The organism is Cupriavidus sp. CuC1 (assembly GCF_044627735.1).
Lineage (GTDB): Bacteria > Pseudomonadota > Gammaproteobacteria > Burkholderiales > Burkholderiaceae > Cupriavidus > Cupriavidus ulmosensis.
Genome location: NZ_JBIUHC010000189.1, coordinates 1 through 17,706, shown reverse-complemented (window position 1 = coordinate 17,706; position 17,706 = coordinate 1). Strand labels below are relative to the sequence as shown.

17 protein-coding genes are annotated in these 17,706 nt (G+C 68.5%); 10 read left to right on the top strand and 7 right to left on the bottom strand.

The features are described from left to right. Positions 1-71 precede the first annotated feature (71 nt). The 5 genes from ACGLHR_RS44645 to ACGLHR_RS44625 are packed head-to-tail and all read left to right on the top strand — an operon-like array spanning position 72 to position 4,869. Complete coding sequence (locus ACGLHR_RS44645) at positions 72-1,196, top strand: AI-2E family transporter (RefSeq protein WP_400102247.1); 1,125 nt, start codon at positions 72-74, stop codon at positions 1,194-1,196. After that, a complete protein-coding gene (locus tag ACGLHR_RS44640; RefSeq protein WP_400102246.1) occupies positions 1,193-1,861 on the top strand; it encodes a paraquat-inducible protein A in 669 nt (222 codons plus the stop codon). Before ACGLHR_RS44645 ends, ACGLHR_RS44640 begins: the two co-directional genes overlap by 4 nt. Then, positions 1,858-2,592, top strand: coding sequence for a paraquat-inducible protein A (locus tag ACGLHR_RS44635; protein WP_400102245.1), 735 nt, complete (start codon positions 1,858-1,860; stop codon positions 2,590-2,592). Before ACGLHR_RS44640 ends, ACGLHR_RS44635 begins: the two co-directional genes overlap by 4 nt. Beyond that, positions 2,585-4,222, top strand: a complete 1,638-nt coding sequence (locus ACGLHR_RS44630; protein WP_400102244.1) for an intermembrane transport protein PqiB — start codon at positions 2,585-2,587, stop codon at positions 4,220-4,222. The genes ACGLHR_RS44635 and ACGLHR_RS44630 overlap by 8 nt, the downstream gene beginning before the upstream one ends. Then, positions 4,222-4,869, top strand: coding sequence for a membrane integrity-associated transporter subunit PqiC (locus tag ACGLHR_RS44625; protein ID WP_400102243.1), 648 nt, complete (start codon positions 4,222-4,224; stop codon positions 4,867-4,869). Before ACGLHR_RS44630 ends, ACGLHR_RS44625 begins: the two co-directional genes overlap by 1 nt. Positions 4,870-4,905: 36 nt before the next feature. Here the strand turns inward: ACGLHR_RS44625 and ACGLHR_RS44620 are convergent, their stop codons facing one another. The 4 genes from ACGLHR_RS44620 to ACGLHR_RS44605 form a co-directional block, all read right to left on the bottom strand. Next, positions 4,906-5,454, bottom strand: coding sequence for a nucleoside 2-deoxyribosyltransferase (locus ACGLHR_RS44620; RefSeq protein ID WP_400102242.1), 549 nt, complete (start codon positions 5,452-5,454; stop codon positions 4,906-4,908). 148 nt (positions 5,455-5,602) lie between these two features. Continuing rightward, positions 5,603-5,797, bottom strand: a complete 195-nt coding sequence (locus tag ACGLHR_RS44615) for a DUF1059 domain-containing protein (RefSeq protein WP_267606607.1) — start codon at positions 5,795-5,797, stop codon at positions 5,603-5,605. 99 nt (positions 5,798-5,896) lie between these two features. Beyond that, positions 5,897-6,838: a 2-hydroxyacid dehydrogenase gene (locus tag ACGLHR_RS44610; RefSeq protein WP_400102241.1), complete on the bottom strand. Its 942-nt coding sequence runs from the start codon at positions 6,836-6,838 to the stop codon at positions 5,897-5,899. 89 nt (positions 6,839-6,927) lie between these two features. Next, a complete protein-coding gene (locus ACGLHR_RS44605; protein ID WP_318235163.1) occupies positions 6,928-7,983 on the bottom strand; it encodes a LacI family DNA-binding transcriptional regulator in 1,056 nt (351 codons plus the stop codon). Between the two features lie 264 nt (positions 7,984-8,247). Between ACGLHR_RS44605 and araD the strand changes: the two genes are divergently transcribed. Together araD and ACGLHR_RS44595 are read left to right on the top strand one after the other, a co-directional pair. Continuing rightward, a complete protein-coding gene (gene araD, locus ACGLHR_RS44600; protein ID WP_400102240.1) occupies positions 8,248-10,032 on the top strand; it encodes an L-arabinonate dehydratase in 1,785 nt (594 codons plus the stop codon). Between the two features lie 40 nt (positions 10,033-10,072). Then, positions 10,073-11,056, top strand: a complete 984-nt coding sequence (locus ACGLHR_RS44595) for a tripartite tricarboxylate transporter substrate binding protein (RefSeq protein WP_318235161.1) — start codon at positions 10,073-10,075, stop codon at positions 11,054-11,056. A gap of 100 nt (positions 11,057-11,156) precedes the next feature. Here ACGLHR_RS44595 and ACGLHR_RS44590 read toward each other — a convergent pair whose 3' ends face one another. Together ACGLHR_RS44590 and ACGLHR_RS44585 are read right to left on the bottom strand one after the other, a co-directional pair. Then, complete coding sequence (locus tag ACGLHR_RS44590; RefSeq protein WP_400102239.1) at positions 11,157-11,984, bottom strand: tetratricopeptide repeat protein; 828 nt, start codon at positions 11,982-11,984, stop codon at positions 11,157-11,159. 7 nt (positions 11,985-11,991) lie between these two features. Next, positions 11,992-14,136, bottom strand: coding sequence for a bifunctional 2',3'-cyclic-nucleotide 2'-phosphodiesterase/3'-nucleotidase (locus ACGLHR_RS44585; RefSeq protein ID WP_400102238.1), 2,145 nt, complete (start codon positions 14,134-14,136; stop codon positions 11,992-11,994). A 254-nt stretch (positions 14,137-14,390) separates the two neighbouring features. Between ACGLHR_RS44585 and modA the strand changes: the two genes are divergently transcribed. The 3 genes from modA to ACGLHR_RS44570 all read left to right on the top strand — a co-directional run bounded on the left by modA (position 14,391) and on the right by ACGLHR_RS44570 (position 16,740). Further along, positions 14,391-15,206 carry a molybdate ABC transporter substrate-binding protein gene (modA, locus tag ACGLHR_RS44580; RefSeq protein WP_400102237.1) on the top strand — a complete coding sequence of 272 codons (816 nt, stop codon included), beginning with the start codon at positions 14,391-14,393 and terminating at the stop codon, positions 15,204-15,206. Positions 15,207-15,339: 133 nt separating this feature from the next. Next, positions 15,340-16,011: a molybdate ABC transporter permease subunit gene (gene modB, locus ACGLHR_RS44575; protein WP_267606605.1), complete on the top strand. Its 672-nt coding sequence runs from the start codon at positions 15,340-15,342 to the stop codon at positions 16,009-16,011. A 6-nt stretch (positions 16,012-16,017) separates the two neighbouring features. Then, complete coding sequence (locus ACGLHR_RS44570) at positions 16,018-16,740, top strand: ATP-binding cassette domain-containing protein (protein ID WP_400102236.1); 723 nt, start codon at positions 16,018-16,020, stop codon at positions 16,738-16,740. A gap of 7 nt (positions 16,741-16,747) precedes the next feature. Here the strand turns inward: ACGLHR_RS44570 and ACGLHR_RS44565 are convergent, their stop codons facing one another. Next, complete coding sequence (locus ACGLHR_RS44565) at positions 16,748-17,266, bottom strand: class IV adenylate cyclase (protein WP_400102235.1); 519 nt, start codon at positions 17,264-17,266, stop codon at positions 16,748-16,750. Positions 17,267-17,706 lie beyond the last annotated feature (440 nt).

Genomic DNA, 17,706 nt, shown 5'->3' with positions numbered 1-17,706 from the left:
CACAGGGGCGACGCTTCGCGTCGCGCGCTATCCCTCACCGGCCGGAAGGCCGATGTTTCCCGCGCGAACTGATGAATTCCGGCCAACTGATTGAAAAACTCGCCGCCATCTTTGCACTGATCGTGCTGATCGGCGGCTCACTGCTGGTGCTCGCGCCCTTTACCACCGCGCTGTTGTGGGGCGCCATCCTCGCCTTCAGCTCGTGGTACCCCTATACGGTGCTGTCGCGCTGGATGGGCAACCGGCGCAGCCTGGCGGCCCTGATCTGCGTGCTGCTGGCCGCGGTCATCGTGCTCGGTCCCTTTGTCTATGCCGGCGCCAGCGTCTCCGCGCACATCGACGAGCTGTCCGGCCTGGTCGACCAGTTCTTCGATCACGGCGCGCCCGCGCTGCCCGCATGGCTGACCGGCCTGCCCTATGTGGGCGACTACCTGCAAAGCTCCTGGGACAAGGTGATCCATGCCGACTCGGAGATGGTCGCCAACCTGCGCAAGCTGATTGCGCCCGTGGGCCATGTGGTGCTGGGCGCCGGGCTGTCGATCGGCGCGGGGCTGGGCCAGCTGGCGCTGTCGATCGTGCTGGCATTCTTCTTCTACACCGGCGGCGAGTTCGCGGTGGCGTGGCTGCGCGCCGGCATGCGCCGCATTGCCGGCGAGCGCGCCGACCACCTGCTGGCGCTGGCCGGCAATACGGTCAAGGGCGTGGTCTACGGCGTGCTGGGCACGGCGTTCGTGCAGGCCCTGCTGGCCGGCATCGGCTTCTGGATCGCCGGGGTGCCCGGCGCCGCCATCCTCGGCTTCATTACCTTCTTCCTGTCCGTGATCCCGGTCGGGCCGCCGCTGGTGTGGATTCCCGCCGCGCTCTGGCTGTACCACACCGGCTCGCTGGGCTGGGCCATCTTCATGGTGGTGTGGGGCGTGGGCGTGGTCAGCATGGCCGACAACGTCATCAAGCCGCTCCTGATCAGCAAGGGCACCGACATGCCACTGATCTGGGTGATGCTGGGCGTGTTTGGCGGCGCGCTGGCCTTCGGTTTCCTCGGCGTCTTCATCGGCCCGACGCTGCTGGCAGTGGCCTACGCGCTGCTGCGCGACTGGACCATCGGCTCGGAGCACCTGGCCGACCCGCCGCCCGCGCTGGCGCAAGGCAAGCCCATCACCACCGCCGAGGACGTGGCGGGTTCCGGCAAGGCATGAGCGAAGCCAGCCGTCCCGAACCGCAACCGTTGGCGCCGCCCGCGCCCACCCAGGCCGAGCTGGCCCGGCTGGTGGCCTGCGAGTACTGCGATGCGGTCTACCAGCGCGCCGAACTGGAGCCGGGCGAGCGCGCGCTGTGCCTGCGCTGCGGCGGCCAGCTCTACCGCGATAGCGCGCGGGCCTATGCCCGGCTGCTGCCGCTGGCGATTGCCGCGCTGATCCTGTTCATGGTGTCCAACGCCTATCCCATCGTCGAGATGGATCTCAAGGGCGTGCGCACCCAAACCACGCTGTGGGGCGCGGTGCAGGCGCTCTACGCGGACAACATGGCACTGGTGGCCGTGATCGTGTTCGCCACCACCATCCTGTTTCCCTTGTCCGAGATGCTGATGATGCTTTACCTGCTGGTGCCGATGGCGCGCCGCCGGATGCCGCCGGGCTTCGAGCGCATCGTGCGCGGCATCCGGCAAACCCGGCCGTGGGGCATGATCGAAGTCTTCATGATTGGCGTGCTGGTCACGCTGGTAAAGCTCTCCTCCATGGCGCAGGTGTTGCCGGGCGTGGCGCTGTGGTCGTTCGCCGCACTGGTGATCGTGCTGGCCGCGATGCTGTCGTTCGATCCGCGCGATCTCTGGCAGCACCTGGAGGAGGAGCCGCCCCGATGAGCGCCCCAACCCCCAAGCTCCCGGTGGGCGCCGCCGCGCTGGCGCGCTCGCGCCGCCTGGCCGCCGAGGTGGTGGCGGAGCTGACCGACGACGACGAAACCAAGCCCCTGCCACAGGTGCCCACCGCCACTTCGATGGGCCTGGTGTCCTGCCACGCCTGCGATGCGCTCAGCCCGCGCACGATGGAAGGCGAGCCCTGCCCGCGCTGCGGCGCCACGCTGCATCACCGCAAGCCGGACAGCCTCACCCGCACCTGGGCGTTCCTGCTGTCCGCCTTCATCCTCTATCTTCCCGCCAACCTGCTGCCGGTGATGGTGACGCAGTCCATCCTGGGCACGCAGCGCGACACCATCTTCTCCGGCGTGGTCTACCTGTGGCTGTCGGGCTCCAACCTGCTGGCCATCGTGGTGCTGATCGCCAGCATCGTGGTGCCGCTGCTGAAGATGATCATCCTCACGCTGCTGCTGCTGTCCGTGCACTTCCGCTCGCGCTGGCGGATTCGCCAGCAGACCAAGCTGTACGGGCTGGTGGAACTCATCGGCCGCTGGTCGATGCTGGATATTTTCGTGGTGGCGCTGCTGGCTTCGCTGGTGCGGGCCGGGGCGCTCGCCACCATCATCCCGGGCGCCGGCGCCATGGCGTTCGGCTCCGTGGTGGTGCTCACCATGCTGGCTTCACTCAGTTTCGACCCGCGCCTGCTGTGGGATTCGATGGATACAAACGATGCCTGACCTTGACCCGTCTCCTCCCTCTCCTTCCTCGCCGTCGCAGCCACCGGCGCCCGAGCGCCGCCGCCGGGCGCGCTGGCTGCCCTCGCTGGTCTGGCTGATCCCGATCGTGGCGGCGGTGGTTGGCCTGTCGCTGCTGATCCACACGCTCACCGAGCGCGGCCCCCAGATCACGGTCACGTTCCGCACCGCCGAGGGCCTCGTCCCGGGCAAGACGCCGGTACGCTACAAGGACGTGGACATCGGCCTGGTCAAGTCCGTGCGGCTCGCCGGCGACCGCTCGCACGTGATCGCCAGGATCGACCTGACCCAGGATGCAGCGAGCTTCTCCGCCAAGGACACGCGCTTCTGGGTGGTGCGCCCGCGCTTTGCCACCAGTGGCATCTCTGGGCTGGAAACGCTGCTGTCCGGCGCCTATATCGGCGTTGACGCCGGCAAGTCGGAGGAGCGCGTGCGCGACTTCACCGGCCTCGAAGTGCCGCCCGCCGTCACCACCGACGCCTCCGGCAAGCAGTTCGTGCTGCGCGCCACCGATCTCGGCTCGCTCGACATCGGCTCGCCGGTCTACTACCGCCGCGTGCAGGTCGGCCAGGTGGTGGCTTACCAGCTGGAGCCCAACGGGCGCGACCTGTCGCTGCGCGTGTTCATCAACAAGCCCTACGACCAGCTGGTCACGGCCGACTCGCGCTTCTGGCATGCCAGCGGCGTGGACATCAAGCTCGATGCCGGCGGCTTCAAGCTCAACACCCAATCGCTGGTGACGGTCCTGCTGGGCGGCGTGGCCTTCCAGGCCCCGGACGACTCCAAGGCAACGGATGCCGCCAACGAGAACACCCAGTTCCTGCTGGCCAGCGACCAGACCGAGGCGATGAAGGAGCCAGAAGAACTCGCGCCTTCGCTCGCCGTGCTGAACTTCGACCAGTCCGTGCGCGGCCTGTCGCCCGGCGCGCCCGTGGATTTCCGCGGCGTGATCGTGGGCCAGGTGCGCTCGATCGGCATCGAATACCAGAGTGAGAAGAAGGCCTTCCGCCTGCCGGTGGTGGTGGAACTGTATCCCTCGCGCATGGGCTTTCGCGCGCGCGACATGGAGGACATCAACCGCGCCCGCAATATCGTCCAGACGTTGATCAAGCGCGGCATGCGCGCGCAGTTGCGCACCGGCAACCTGCTGACCGGCCAGCTCTATGTGGCGCTGGATTTCTTCCCCAAGGCGCCGCCGGCCAGCGTCAACCCGGATGGCCCCATGCCTGAGCTGCCCACCACGCCGGGCGCGTTCGACGAGCTGCAGGCCAAGCTGGGCGATATCGTCAACAAGATCGACAAGGTGCCGTTCGACCAGATCGGCCAGGACCTGCGCACGTCGATGGCCACGCTCAACACCATGATGGCCAGCGCCGACAAGCTGGTCGCCCAGCTCAACGGCGACGTGGCGCCGCAAGTGCTGGCCGCGCTGCAGGACGCGCGCAAGACGCTGAATTCCGCCAACGGCACGCTCGCCTCGGATGCGCCGCTGCAACAAGACACGCGCCGCATGATGCAGGAGCTGACGCGCACCGCGGTGTCGCTGCGCACGCTGACCGAATACCTGGAACGCCACCCCGAAGCCCTGGTGCGCGGCAAGCCGGAGAAATGATGATGACCCGCATAGAGATGACCCGCCACCGCCTTTTGCTGCCCCTCTCGCTCGCCGCCGCGCTGCTGGCGGGCTGTGCCTCGCCCGATCCGCGCTACTACACGCTGGCCCAGGGTCCCGCTACCGCTACCAGCCCTGAAGGACAGGCCGCTGCGCCGGCGCGGGCGCCGCAGGCACAGCCAGTGTGGATCGAGGTTGCGCCGGTGCGGGTGCCTGAACGCCTCAACCGGCCACAGCTTGTGGTGCGTGACGGGAAGGATGGCAACGAGCTAAGGCTGCTGGACCTGTCGCGCTGGTCCGCGCCGCTGCCGGATGAGCTGCGCGACGCGCTGTCGCAGCAACTGCAGGCCAGGCTGGGTGCGGTCGATACCTACCAGCAAGGCTTGTCGGAAGTGGAGCCTGTGTTTCGCATCACCACCGAAGTGGTGCGGCTGGATGCGGACGTGGGCCAGCGCGCCGGCGCCGTCATCAACTGGACCGTGCGCCGCCTGCCCGACGGCAAGGTCAAGGCCGGCCGCACGCAGGCCGAGCTGCCCGCGCCAGGCGCGGTGGACGGTGTAGTGGCGGCTTACCGCCAGATCGTGGCTAGCACCGCGGACGATATCGCGGCCGGCGTGGAAACACTGCGCCGAGGCACGGTGAAGTAGCGGCGCGGCGGGACGCAGGTCCCGCCCGCGCCAGCATCAATCCTCCGCCGGCACCCACGCGACCCGGCAACTGCGCCGGCGCTCCGCCTCGGCCATGGCCGCCAGGCATGCCTCGGCATCTCCCGCCACCAGCTTGGCCGAGCAGGCCAGCATCAGGTTCTTGCCCAGGCCGAAATCTTCCACCACGAAGCCGCGCGCATCGAGCCGCTCGCCCTTGCCGTGCGTTGCATCGGTGGCAACGGCCACGCGGTCCAGCAACGTGCCGCGGTCGCCACTGTAGCCCCATACCGGCTTTTGCAGCGCAATCGCGAACCCCACCTCGAACGCCGTGCCGGAGTCCGGCTCGCCCGGGCCGCGGAAATCGTCGAGGTTGGCCATCACCATGTCGGCGCGGCGCAGCAGGTTGATGTTCGCTTCGTAGATCCAGCGCGCGGTATCGGGGCCGGAAAGGCCCGCCGGGGCGGCTTTGTCAAGGGGGTAGAGGCCGAGGAAGCCGTAATGGGCGCAGCGGGCCTTGAGGGTCTCGCCATAGGCGATGGCGTCTTTGCGGAATACGTCGAAGCCGGCAAGGTAGATGGTTTTCATTGAGCGTGGGCGGGATGGCGGACGTTGATGCTGCTGAGCATAGCGCATGTGTTTGAAGCGTTTGCGACAGCTTCAAACCCAACGTCAGACCTGAACCGCAGCCCACCGCCCCTCGCCGGGCGGCGGCCTGCGTTCGTGCCCCCGGGCCTCACGCGGGCGGCGAGACATCCTTGAATGCGCTCTTGAGCATCTGCCGCAGTTCGGGGCCATCCTGGTGCTGGTGCACCTGCACCGCATGCTGGACCGCGACTTCGAGCAGTTCGTCTTCCGTGTCGGCGCTCAATGCCACCGTGCACTTGGACTGGCTCGGAAACTCGCGGCAATCGATATATTTGCGTCCCATCATTGCCTCCTGACGCGTGAGGTGAGATGGCGCCGCCAGGGCAGCGGGCGCCTGATCCAGTATAGGACCGGCGCGGTACGCGAGGGGCCGGCCAGCGCGTCAAAGTACCGGCGTGATCACCTTGCCCGTGCCGAGGAACGCATCGAGGTTGTCGAACACCAGGCCGGCCATGGCGGCGCGGGTTTCATGCGTGCCGCTGGCCACATGCGGGGCCAGCACGACGTTGTCCTGCGCGAACAGCGCCTCAGGCACTTCCGGCTCGGCGCGGAACACGTCCAGCCCGGCACCGCCCAGGCGGCCGTCGCGCAAGGCCGCCACCAGCGCGTCTTCGTCCACCACGCTGCCGCGCGACACATTGACCAGGATGCCCTTGGGGCCCAGCGCCGCGATGATCTCGGCGGACACCAGCCCTTCGGTCTCGGGGCCGCCCACGCAAGTGACAGCCAGGAAATCCGCCCAGCCGGCCAGCGCCTTCAGGTCCGGCTCGTGGCGCCACGGCGCGCCGTCGCGCGCTCGGCGGTTGTGGTACGCGATGTCCATGCCGAAGCCGGTGGCGCGCTGCGCCACTTTCTCGCCGATGCGGCCCAGGCCGAGGATGCCGAGCTTCTTGCCGGAGACGCGGGTGGTCAGCGGGAAGTTGTCCTTGCCCCACTTGCCGGCGCGCACGAAGCGGTCGCCATGGGCGATGCCGCGGGCGGCGTCGAGCAGCAGGCCGAAGGCGAGGTCGGCCACGCAATCGTTGAGCACGTCGGGCGTGTTGCTGACCTGGATGCCGCGTGCGCGGGCCGCGTCCAGCGCGATCGAGTCATAGCCCACGCCAAAGCTCACGATGGCTTCGAGCTTCGGCATGGCCGCGATCGCCTCGGCGGTGATGCCGTGGCGCGCCGACGTCACCACCACGCGCGCCTGCTGCGCGTGCTCGCGCAGCCACGCCAGCGGCTCGGCCTGCTCCCACAGCGGCACGGCCTGGTACTGCTCGCGCAGGCGGGAATTGATCTGCGGCGCGAGGGGGCCGATCTGGATAAGCGTGGCTTGGGACATGGGTGCGAGGCGAGGGAAAAGGTTGCGGCGTTGGATGGTAGCGCGATCATAGCGCGTCCTGCGCCGCGCCGCAGCGCAGGACGCTCGACTCAGGCGCTGTCGCGCTGGATGACCTCGAACCCCAGGTCGATGATGCGCTCCCCCACCTCGCGCCCGTCGATGCGCGCCAGCAGGCATTCGGCGGCGGTGCGGCCGATGGCCGGGCCGTCGATGCGCACGGTCGAGAGCGACGGGTAAGTGTGCGCGGCAAAGTTGAGGTCGCCAAAGCCCATCACCGCGAGCTGCTCCGGCACCTTCAGCCCGCGCGCGCGGGCTTCCGACAGCGCACCCTGCGCCAGCGTGTCCGAGCTGCAGAACACCACGTCCGGCCGCGCGCCGCCGTCGAGCAGCCGCGCCAGCCCCTCGCGGCCCAGCCCCAGGCTGGACGGCGCCGGCACGATGCTGCTCGGCACTTCCGTGATGCCGTAGCGGCCGAAGGCCTCGAGAAAGCCCAGGCGGCGCGACTCGGCGCGCTGGTCGCTGGCCGACAGGATGGCGGGCTTGCGATAGCCGCGCGCATACAGGAACTCGGCCACCGTCTGTCCCACCTTCTCGTGCGAGAAACCCACCAGCATGTCGATCGGCGTGGGCGTGATGTCCCAGGTCTCCACCACCGGCACGCGCGCGCCCAGCAGGCGGCGGCGCGTGTCGGCGGTGTGCGCGATGCCGGTCAGCACGATGCCGTCCGGGCGGCGCGAGAGGATGGCGGCCAGCAGGTCCTGCTCGCGCGTGGCGGCATAGCCCGACAGGCCCAGCATCATCTGGTAGCCCGCTTGCGAGAAGCGGTCGGTCAGCGCCTGGATGGTGTCCGCGAAGATCGAGTTGGCGATGGTCGGCACGATGGCCGCGATCAGCCGGCTGCGCCGCGAGGCCAGGCCGCCGGCCAGCAGGTTGGGCACATAGCCGGTGCGCTGGATGGCCTCCTGCACGCGCGCCACGGTACCCGCCGAGACCAGCCCGGGCTGGTTGACCACGCGCGACACGGTGATCGGCGAGACGCCCGCGATCTTGGCCACGTCGGCCAGCGTGACGCTGCCGGTGGCGCGGCCCGCGGGAGCTGGCGGGGGCGCGGTGCGAGGGGTGGTCGGCTTGCGGGATGAGGCCATGAATGTGGTGAAGGAAGCAATAAAAGCCAGCTGGCCGCAGGGTCGGCACGGCCAGCGTGGCCGCCATGATAGCGCCGGCGCCGCGGGGCGGGCTGCAATGCCGGCCCGCGCGACGGGTTAACCCCGAGCAGGCATGCGTTGTGATCGACAAATGACAGCGCTATCATCTGCTGTCTTCGGGGCCGGGGAAGCACCGCCGTCGCACGCCGAGGCCGGACAAAAAACAGACGTCGACACGACGCTACCAATCAGATGAGACAGCCCATGCCCACACCCCCCGCCAACTCCGCGCCACAAGACCGGCAAGACAGGCAAGACCGGCCCGCCAAGCGCCCCGAGGAACTGCGCAGCCACCGCTGGTACGGCGCCAACGACCTGCGCGCCTTCGGCCACCGCTCGCGCACCGCGCAGATGGGCTACAACCGCGCCGACTACGCCGGCAAGCCGGTGATCGCCATCATCAACACGTGGAGCGACATCAACCCCTGCCACAGCCACTTCCGCCAGCGTGCCGAAGAGGTCAAGCGCGGCATCTGGCAGGCCGGCGGGTTCCCGGTGGAGATGCCGGCGATGAGCCTGTCCGAGCCGTTCCAGAAGCCCACCACCATGCTGTACCGCAACCTGCTGGCGATGGAGACGGAGGAGCTGCTGCGCTCCTACCCTGCCGATGGCTGCGTGCTGCTGGGCGGCTGCGACAAGACCACCCCCGCCCTGCTGATGGGCGCGCTGGCGATGGACCTGCCGACCATCTTCGTGCCGGCCGGGCCGATGCTGCGCGGCAACTGGAATGGCGTCACGCTGGGCTCGGGCTCGGATACGTGGAAATACTGGGCCGAGCTGCGCGCGGGCAATATCACCGAGCAGGACTGGCAGGGCATCGAGGATGGCATCGCGCGTTCGCCCGGGCACTGCATGACGATGGGCACCGCGTCGACCATGACGGCCGTGGTGGAGGCCATTGGCATGTGCCTGTCCGGCGCCTCGTCGATTCCCGCGCCGGATTCGCGCCACGCACAGATGGCCTCGCTGTCGGGCCGGCGCATTGTCGAGATGGTGTGGCAGGACCTGAAGCCGTCAGAGATCGTCACGCCTGCCGCCATCGACAACGGCGTGCGCACCGCGCTGGCGCTGTCCGGCTCCACCAATGCCATCGTCCACCTGATCGCCCTGGCGCGCCGCGCCGGCCATGCGCTCTCGCTGGACCGCTACGACGCGCTCGCGCGCGGCACGCCGGTGCTGGCCAATATCCGTCCGTCGGGCCAGTACCTGATGGAAGACTTCTACTACGCCGGCGGCCTGCGCGCGATGCTGGCGCAGATGGGCGACCTGCTCGATACGCGCACGCTCACCGTCGACGGCCGCACGCTCGGCGGGAACCTGGAAGGCGCCCGCGTCTTCAACGACGACGTGATCCGCCCGCGCGACAAGCCACTCGTGGCCAGCGACGGCCTGGCGGTACTGCGCGGCAACCTCGCCCCGGACGGCGCCGTGATCAAGCCCCCCGCGGCGCAGCAGGACCTGCTGCGCCACACCGGCCGCGCCGTGGTGTTCCGCGACTACAACGACATGGCGGCGCGCATCGACGACCCAGCGCTGGACATCGACGCGACCTGCGTGATCGTGCTGCAGAACGCCGGCCCGCAAGGCGCCCCAGGCATGCCGGAATGGGGCCAGCTGCCGATTCCGCAGAAGCTGCTCAAGCAAGGCGTGCGCGACATGGTGCGTATTTCCGATGCGCGCATGAGTGGCACCAGCTACGGCGCATGCGTGCTGCACGTGGCGCCGGAATCCTATGTTGGCGGCCCGCTCGCCTTTGTGCGCGATGGCGACCCGATCGAGCTGGATGTCCCGGCCCGCAAGCTCAACCTGCTGATCGGCGACGAGGAGATGGCGCGCCGCCGCGCTGCGTGGGTCGCGCCCGTGCCCAAGTTCGAGCGTGGCTACGGCAAGCTTTACCTGCGCCATGTCAGCCAGGCGGACAAGGGCTGCGACTTTGATTTCCTGGAACCGGTCGACGCCCCGGAGAGCGGCGAGCCGGAAATCCATTGACGCTGCACCGTCCCAAGAAAAACCGAGGAGACCCAACCCCATGAAACGCCAAGCCCTTGCGCTGCTGGCCGCCGCGACGACCGTAGCTGCCGCCGCCCTCCCGCTGACCGCTTCCGCCCAGGCCAGCTGGCCCAGCAAGCCGATCACCTACGTGGTGCCCTTCCCGCCCGGGGGCACCACCGATACCCTGGCGCGCCTGATCGGCCAGCGCCTTGGCCAGGCGCTCGGCACCACGGTGGTGGTGGAGAACCGCCCCGGCGCCGGCGGCAATATCGGCTCCGACTACGCGTCCAAGGCGGCGCCCGATGGCTACACCATCCTCGGCGGCACCATCAGCTCGCACGCGATCAATGCCAGCCTGTACCCGAAGATGCCGTACGACGTGGTCAAGTCCTTCGCCCCCATCACGCTGATCGGCACCAATGCCAATGTGCTGGTGGTCGGCGCCGGCAGCCCGTTCAAGACGGTGAAGGACATCGTGACCGAAGCCAAGGCCAAGCCGGATACGCTCGCCTTCGCGTCCGCCGGCAATGGCACCTCGCAGCACCTGGCCGGCGAATTGTTCCAGAGCCTGGCTGGCATCAAGATCACGCATATTCCCTACAAGGGCAGCGGCCCGGCGATCCAGGATGTGATGGCGGGGCAGGTGCCGATGATGTTCGACACCACCGTGGTGGCGGCCCAGCATATCGATTCGGGCAAGCTGCGGGCGCTGGCGGTGACTTCCGCCAAGCGCATCAAGAGCATGCCGAACGTGCCGACGATGGCCGAGGCCGGCGTCGGCGGCTACGAACTGGAATCCTGGCAAGCCATCTTTGCCCCGGCGAATACGCCCAAGCCGATCGTGGACCGCCTGTACAAGGAGATCTCGGCGATCATCAAGACGCCGGACATGCAGGCGCGGCTGGAAAAGCTGGGGATGGAGCCGTCAGGGATGTCGCCCCAGCAGTTTGCCGAGTTCCAGCGCAGCGAGATCGTGAAGTGGGCGAAGGTGGTGAAGGCGGCGGACATCAAGATCGACTGAGCGAGATCGGCCAAGCCCGATCCCCCTTGCGCGGCCGGGCGGCGGCGGTGGCATCCACGCACGCCGCCTCGCCGCCGCCCGCGCTCCAGGACCCAACGGCTCAGGGAACCAGAGCCGGATGCTTCAGCGCATGCGCGGTCTCCGCCAGATGCGCGCGAAAACTGCCCTCATCCCGCTTCAACCCCAGCTCGCCATACCGATAGGCCATCGCCAGCGCCTGGATCGATTCCGGATGCTCGCGCTCGGCCGCGGCCTCGTACCACGCCACCGCGCGGCCCTCGTCGCGCGGCACCCCCGCACCTTCGCGATAGGCGTTGGCCAGCATGAACATCGCCTGCGCCACGCCGGCATCTGCGGCCAGCTCGAACCAGCGCGCGGCCGCGGCCGGGTCCGGCGTGCGGCCATAGCCGCCACGGTGCAGCAAGCCGAGGTAGTACGCCGCCCCGGTATTGCCCGCAGCGGCGGCCAGCTCGAAGTGGTGCCAGGCCGCCGCCACGTCGGTCGAGCGCTGCGCATCGCCGAGGAAGGCCGCCTTGCCCAGCACGAAATGCGCGCGCGCGTCGCCCGCCACGGCAGCCTGCTTCAGCCAGTCCCGGCCTTCGGCATGCGTCGCCGCATCCCCGCTTGCCCACAACGCCTCACCGAGCGCGGCCTGGGCCGCGACCTCCCCCGCCTGCGCCGCCTTTTGCAACGCCGCGAGCGCTTGCGCGTCTGCGGCCGAGCCCGCCAGCGTCTGCCACTGGGCAAGTTGCGCGTGGCGCGCACTGGCATGCTCGCGCCACGCCGAAGCCCCGCCCACGCAGCCTGCCGCCACCGCGACCGCCACCAGCGCGGCAGCGATGACCGGATGCAGGCGGCGCTGGCGGCCCTGGCGACGCCCAGGCGCGCTGCGTGCCGGCGCCATCGTTCCCTTCATTGCCGTGGTCATTGCCGCCTTACTGGTTGAGGTCGACGCTGTACAGCGACAGGTTCTTGGTGGTGTCGTAGCTCGCCTGCTCCAGCGCAATATTGGCGAGGCCCGCGGCTTGTGCCTGCGCCAGCTGGTTCGGCGCAGAAGCAAAGACCACCTTGCCGGCCGTGGCCACCTTGGTGAAGCGCCAGCTGCGCGCGGCGCCGTTGGCGGCGCGCGTGATGGAGCCGGCTTTCTTGATGTAGGCGATCAGCACATCGCGGCTGGTGTCGGGCGAGGCATAGACCGTCTTGCTGCCGTCCAGGCCGGGGAAATTGCCGCCGCCGCTGGCGCGGTAGTTGTTGGTGGCTACGATGAACTGCTGGCTGGCGTCGAGCGGCACGCCCTTGTAAGCGAGGTTCTTGATGCGGCTGCCTTCGGCTTGCGTCACGTCGATCTCGTACTGCAGGTCGGGCGAGGTGAACATGTCGAAGTTATAGCCAGGGAAGCTGCTGATGAGCTGCTGGTCGGCGGTCTTGGCCGGATCGATCAGGTTGAAGCGTTTGGCGGCGGTCTCCAGCCACGCCTTGACGTCGCTGCCGCTCACCTTCACCGCGTAGATGGTGTTGGGGTAAAGGTAGAGATCGGCCGCATTGTTGATGGCGAGGTTGCCGGACTGCACGTCGGTGTAGTCATTGCCGCCGCCAAAGCCGCTCTTGAACGGCGCGGAGACGGACAGCACCGGCAGCGCGGCCAGCGCCGGCAGGTTGGCGGCGATGTAGTCCTTCACGTAGGCCGCCTGCGCCTGGTTGACGATCTGGATCGCGCCGGGATCGCCCACATCGGCAAAATACGTGCTCATGCGGTAGTCGGTGGTGCCGATTGGCGTCTTCACATAAGCGATGGTGGCTTGGTGCTCCGCATCGACCGCGGCGGCCACGGTGGCATCGGGGGCAACATAGCTCTTGTCGGCGTTCTGGATCGAGCGCGCCTCCACCGTGGTGGCGCTCTTGTCTACGACCCAGCGGGAACCGTCATGCGCCAGCTGCAGCTTGATCACGCCGAGGCGGCGGCCCCAGTAGTCGGCCATCACCGTGGGCACGCCGTTGACCGTGCCGCGCACCTTGTCCACGCCCGGCAGGTTGAACTGCGCTACCGTGCTGGTGGCATCGGGGAAGACCTGGTGCGAGTGGCCGATCAGCATGGCGTCCACGCCGGCCACCTTGGACAGGTGCCAGCTGCCGTTCTCCATGGTGGGCGAGTAAGCGGAGGCATCGAGCCCGCCGTGGGAGATCACCACCACCAGGTCGGCGCCCTTGGCGCGCATCTCAGGCACGAACTTCTCGGCGGTTTCCTTCACGCCCTCCGTGTAGACCTTGCCGTCGAGCCAGCGCTTGTCCCAGCTCATGATCGCGGGCGGCGTGAAACCGATGATGCCGACCTTGACCGGCACCGTGACGGCCTTGCCGTCGGGCCCGGTGGCGGTGATCTGGCGGGTGATGATGGTGTACGGCTGGAACAGCGGCGCGCGCGTGCGCACGCTGTACACGTTGGCCAGCACCTGCGGGAAGGCCGGCCCGGCGCACGGCGTCTGCACGGTCGGGTCGGGCAGGCCATCCACGTTGAAGCGGTTGCCCGTGACCTGGTTCAGGTAGCCCAGGCCGTAGTTGAACTCGTGGTTGCCGATGCCGCCGCCGTCGAACTTCGCGGCGTTCATCACCTTGTACATGGCCAGCGTCTCGCCGCACTTGAGCGGGTTGACCTGGGCCTGGTAGTCGGCAAGCGCCGTGCCCTGGATGGTGTCGCCGTTGTCCAGCAACAAGGTGTTGGGAAACTCGGTGCGCGCCTGCTTGATCAGGGTTGCCACGCGCTCGAAGCCGAAGGACTTGTCCTCGGCCAGCTTGAAGTAGTCGTAGCTGCGCACATTGGTGTGCAGGTCAGTGGTCTCCAGCAAGGCCAGCGTGGCCTTGGTGCCGGCCGAGACGCTATCGGCCTGCGGCGTGACACCGGTGCCCGTGCCGGGGCTGGCGGGGCTGTCGTCGGAGCCGCAGGCGGCCAGCAGCGCGGTGGCCGCGATGGCGGCGGCGACCGCGGCCACGGTGGATACGGTGGATACGGTGGACACGGCGAGGATGGGGGACGAAGCGGGCGCGGCGCGCGCAGGTAGAACGTCGGTCGGACGGCGGTGCATTTGTGGCTCCCTTCTTTCTTGTTGTGCCTGGAGCCGGACATTGTCCCGAGCGCAAATGGCAGCAGAGTGACGCGCGCGTTACACCGTCGTGACGGCCACCATCGGGTGGGGCGCGGAGCGGGGGACTCTGCCCATATGCCCTGTCCTGACCAGAAGTGCCATTGACGCCGCGTTATATACCGTCATATATTGCGCTTTTGGCGGACACTTCCTGTTTGCCCCGCCTGCCCTCCAACCCTCGCCCCGCCATGCCCATGCACCCGATCTCCGCTCCGCAGCCTGCCCAGTCCCGCCCACCGCGCGGCGCCCGACGGACCGCCGCGCTGGCGGCCGGCCTGCTGCTGTCCGCCACGCTGGCGCTGTCCGCGCCGGCCGCCTTCGGCGCCGACCTGGTGGTCTCCGCCGCGGCCAGCCTGACCAATGCCTTCAAGTCGCTCGCCGAATCCTATGAACGCGCGCATCCCCAGACCAAGGTGATCCTCAACTTCGGTGCCTCCGACGTGCTGATGCAGCAGATCGTCAACGGCGCGCCGGCCGATGTGTTTGCCTCGGCCGACCAGGACGCCATGAACAAGGCCGTGGCCGAGCGCGTGGTGCAGCCTGCGTCGCGCCGCGATTTCGCGGCCAACCAGCTGGCGCTGATCGTGCCGGCGGACAGCAAGCTGGACTTGAGCAAGCTGCAGGACCTGGCCCGCCCCGAGTTCAAGCGCGTGGCCTTCGGCAACCCGGCGTCGGTGCCGGTGGGCCGCTACACCAAGGGCGCGCTGGAAGCGGCGGGCGTGTGGGATGCGGTATCGGCCAAGGGCGTGATGGCGCAGAACGTGCGCCAGAGCCTGGACTATGTGGCCCGCGGCGAAGTCGATGCCGGCTTCGTCTTTGCCACCGATGCGGCGATCATGCCGGAGAAGGTCAAGGTGGCGCTGCGGGTGCCGACGCGCCAGCCGGTCACCTATCCGATCGCCATCACCTCGCAATCGAAGCAGCCCGCCGAAGCCGCGGCATTCCTCGGCTACGTGACCTCGCCGGAAGGGCAAGCGGTGCTGGCCAAGTATGGATTTCTCAAGCCGTAAGCCGTGAGCCGTAATCCGTAAGCCATAATCCGTAGTCCTTACCCGCAGCCCCGGCGCCTGCGCGCGCCGCCAACCTGAATCCACCTCACCGCCTGCCTGGCTTCGCCGGCAGGCGTCCATGCTGATGACCTCCCTGGAAGCTGTCTGGGTCCCGCTCTCGCTCTCGCTCAAAGTAGCGGGCTGGGCCACCGTGCTCAATGCCGTGCTCGGCGTGGGCGCGGCCTTTGCGCTATCGCGCTGGCAATCGGCCGCGCGCGACGTGGTCGACGCCCTGCTCACGCTCCCGCTGGTGCTGCCGCCCACCGTGCTCGGCTACTACCTGCTGGTGCTGGTCGGGCGCCGCGGCGTCTTTGGCGAGTGGCTCGGGCGGCTCGGCATCGAACTGGTCTTTACCTGGCAAGGCGCGGTGCTGGCCTCCACCATCGTGGCCTTCCCGCTCGTGCTGAAGTCGGCACGCACCGCCTTCGAAGGGGTGGACTCCCAGCTGGAGGACGCCGCGCGCGTGCTCGGCACGTCCGAGGCTGGCATCTTCTTTCGCGTAACGCTGCCGCTGGCGTCGCGCGGCATCATCGCCGGCGTGCTGCTGGCCTTTGCCCGCGCGCTGGGCGAGTTCGGCGCCACGCTGATGGTGGCCGGCAACCTGCCCGGGCGCACGCAAACGCTGTCGGTCGCCATCTACGAGGCCGTGCAGGCCGGCGACGACAACACCTCGACCCTGCTGGTGCTGGTCACCTCCGTCACCTGCGTGGTGCTGCTGGTGGCCGCCGGGCGGCTGGTGCCGCCCACCCGCAAAATGTACCGGTAGACCGCCATGACCATGCACGTCACCGTACGCAAGCAGCTCGGTTCCGCCGACCGCCATTTCGGGCTGGATATCGCCTTTGACTCGGAGAGCAAACGCATTGCCCTGTTCGGCCCCTCCGGCGCGGGCAAGAGCCTGACGCTGCGCGCCATCGCCGGATTGCTCACGCCCGACAGCGGCCACATCGCGCTCAACGGCCGCACCTTGTTCGACAGCGAGACGCGCGTCAATGTGCGCCCGCAGGAGCGGCGCGTAGCCTACCTGTTCCAGGACTACGCCCTGTTCCCGCATCTGACGGTCGCGCAGAACATTGCCTTTGGCCTGGAGCGCGGCTGGCGCAACCCGCGCCGCAATACGCACCACCCGGAAGCGCAGCGCTGGATCGATGCGTTCGGCCTCGGCGCGATCACCGGCAACTATCCCGGCGAGATCTCGGGCGGCCAGAAGCAACGCGCCGCGCTGGCGCGCGCGCTGGCGGCGCGGCCCGACATCGTGCTGCTGGACGAACCGTTCTCCGCGCTGGACCCGGCGCTGCGCGTGCGCATGCGCGCCGAGCTGCGCGCGCTGCAGGCCAGCCTGGAAGTGCCGATGCTGGTGATCTCGCACGACCCCGACGACGTGGAAGCCCTCGGCGACCACGTGCTGGAAGTGCGCGAAGGCCGTATCTTTGGCGCCGCGCCCGTGAAGGGGCATCCGCAGGTGTACGCGCCGGCTTCCGCGAGCGCGGTCTGAGGCCGGCTCAGGCCCCGGCCGCGCGCAGCAGGTCCACGTAGGCGGCGTCGATCCATTGCCCCGGCGCTACGCCTAGCTTGCCCAGAAGCGCATGCGCCTCGGCAACGCCGGCCTCTGCCGGCTCGCCCTGCGCCAGCACCACCTCGAGCTCCAGGAAATCCCCCAGCCCCTCCACGCGGTCCAGATGCACGCGCGTGCGGCCCACCAGGAACAAGGTGCGCGCCTTGCGCAAGCGCCCGTTCTCGCCCCACGCCGCCGTCAGTGCGGCACGCAGGGAATCGGGCTCGGCCGTGGGCGAGATGATGTAGTGGCTCTCCTTGGGTCCGGCCTGGTCGGCGCGCGCGTAGAAGATCAACTGGCCATCGCCGGACGGGAAGGCACGCAGCTTGAGCCGGCCGTTGGGGCAGACGAAGAAGGTGTCGTCCTGCAAGATCAGCTCCGGGCCATGATCGGCCAGCGGCGCAACCAGCGGCACCAATGTGTCCACGCTGTCGATATGCGCCTTGATTTCTATGTTTCTTGGCATGGGTCTCAGGAAAACAGCGGTTTTGCGGCAATCCCCCGCATGGTGATACCGATGACGATCTCCAGCACGCGCCATGCCGGGATGGAACGGCCCGGCGCAAATGCTGCTTCCTGCAGATTTCTGTGAATCATCAATGGGTACTTGGATCTTGGTTTGGGCTGGACTGCTTTGCAGAGCGGACTCCAGCACTGATTTTCTCCCTTCTCCCGCATGGCGGGAGGGGGGTGGGGGGAGCGACACCTCACTTCGAGCCAGCGCCCGCCCTCTCCCCCAGCCCCTCTCCCACAAGTGGGAGAGGGGAGCAAACCGGCGGGAATAGAGAGCCTTTCGGTGTAGCCGTGATTTCCGCCCCCAGGCGGAAATCTGTAGTGGTCAAGTTTTTTCGGACAGGCTGATAGGTTGTTTTACTGTTGGCTTGGCCTCATAAGCGGTAGGCGAGA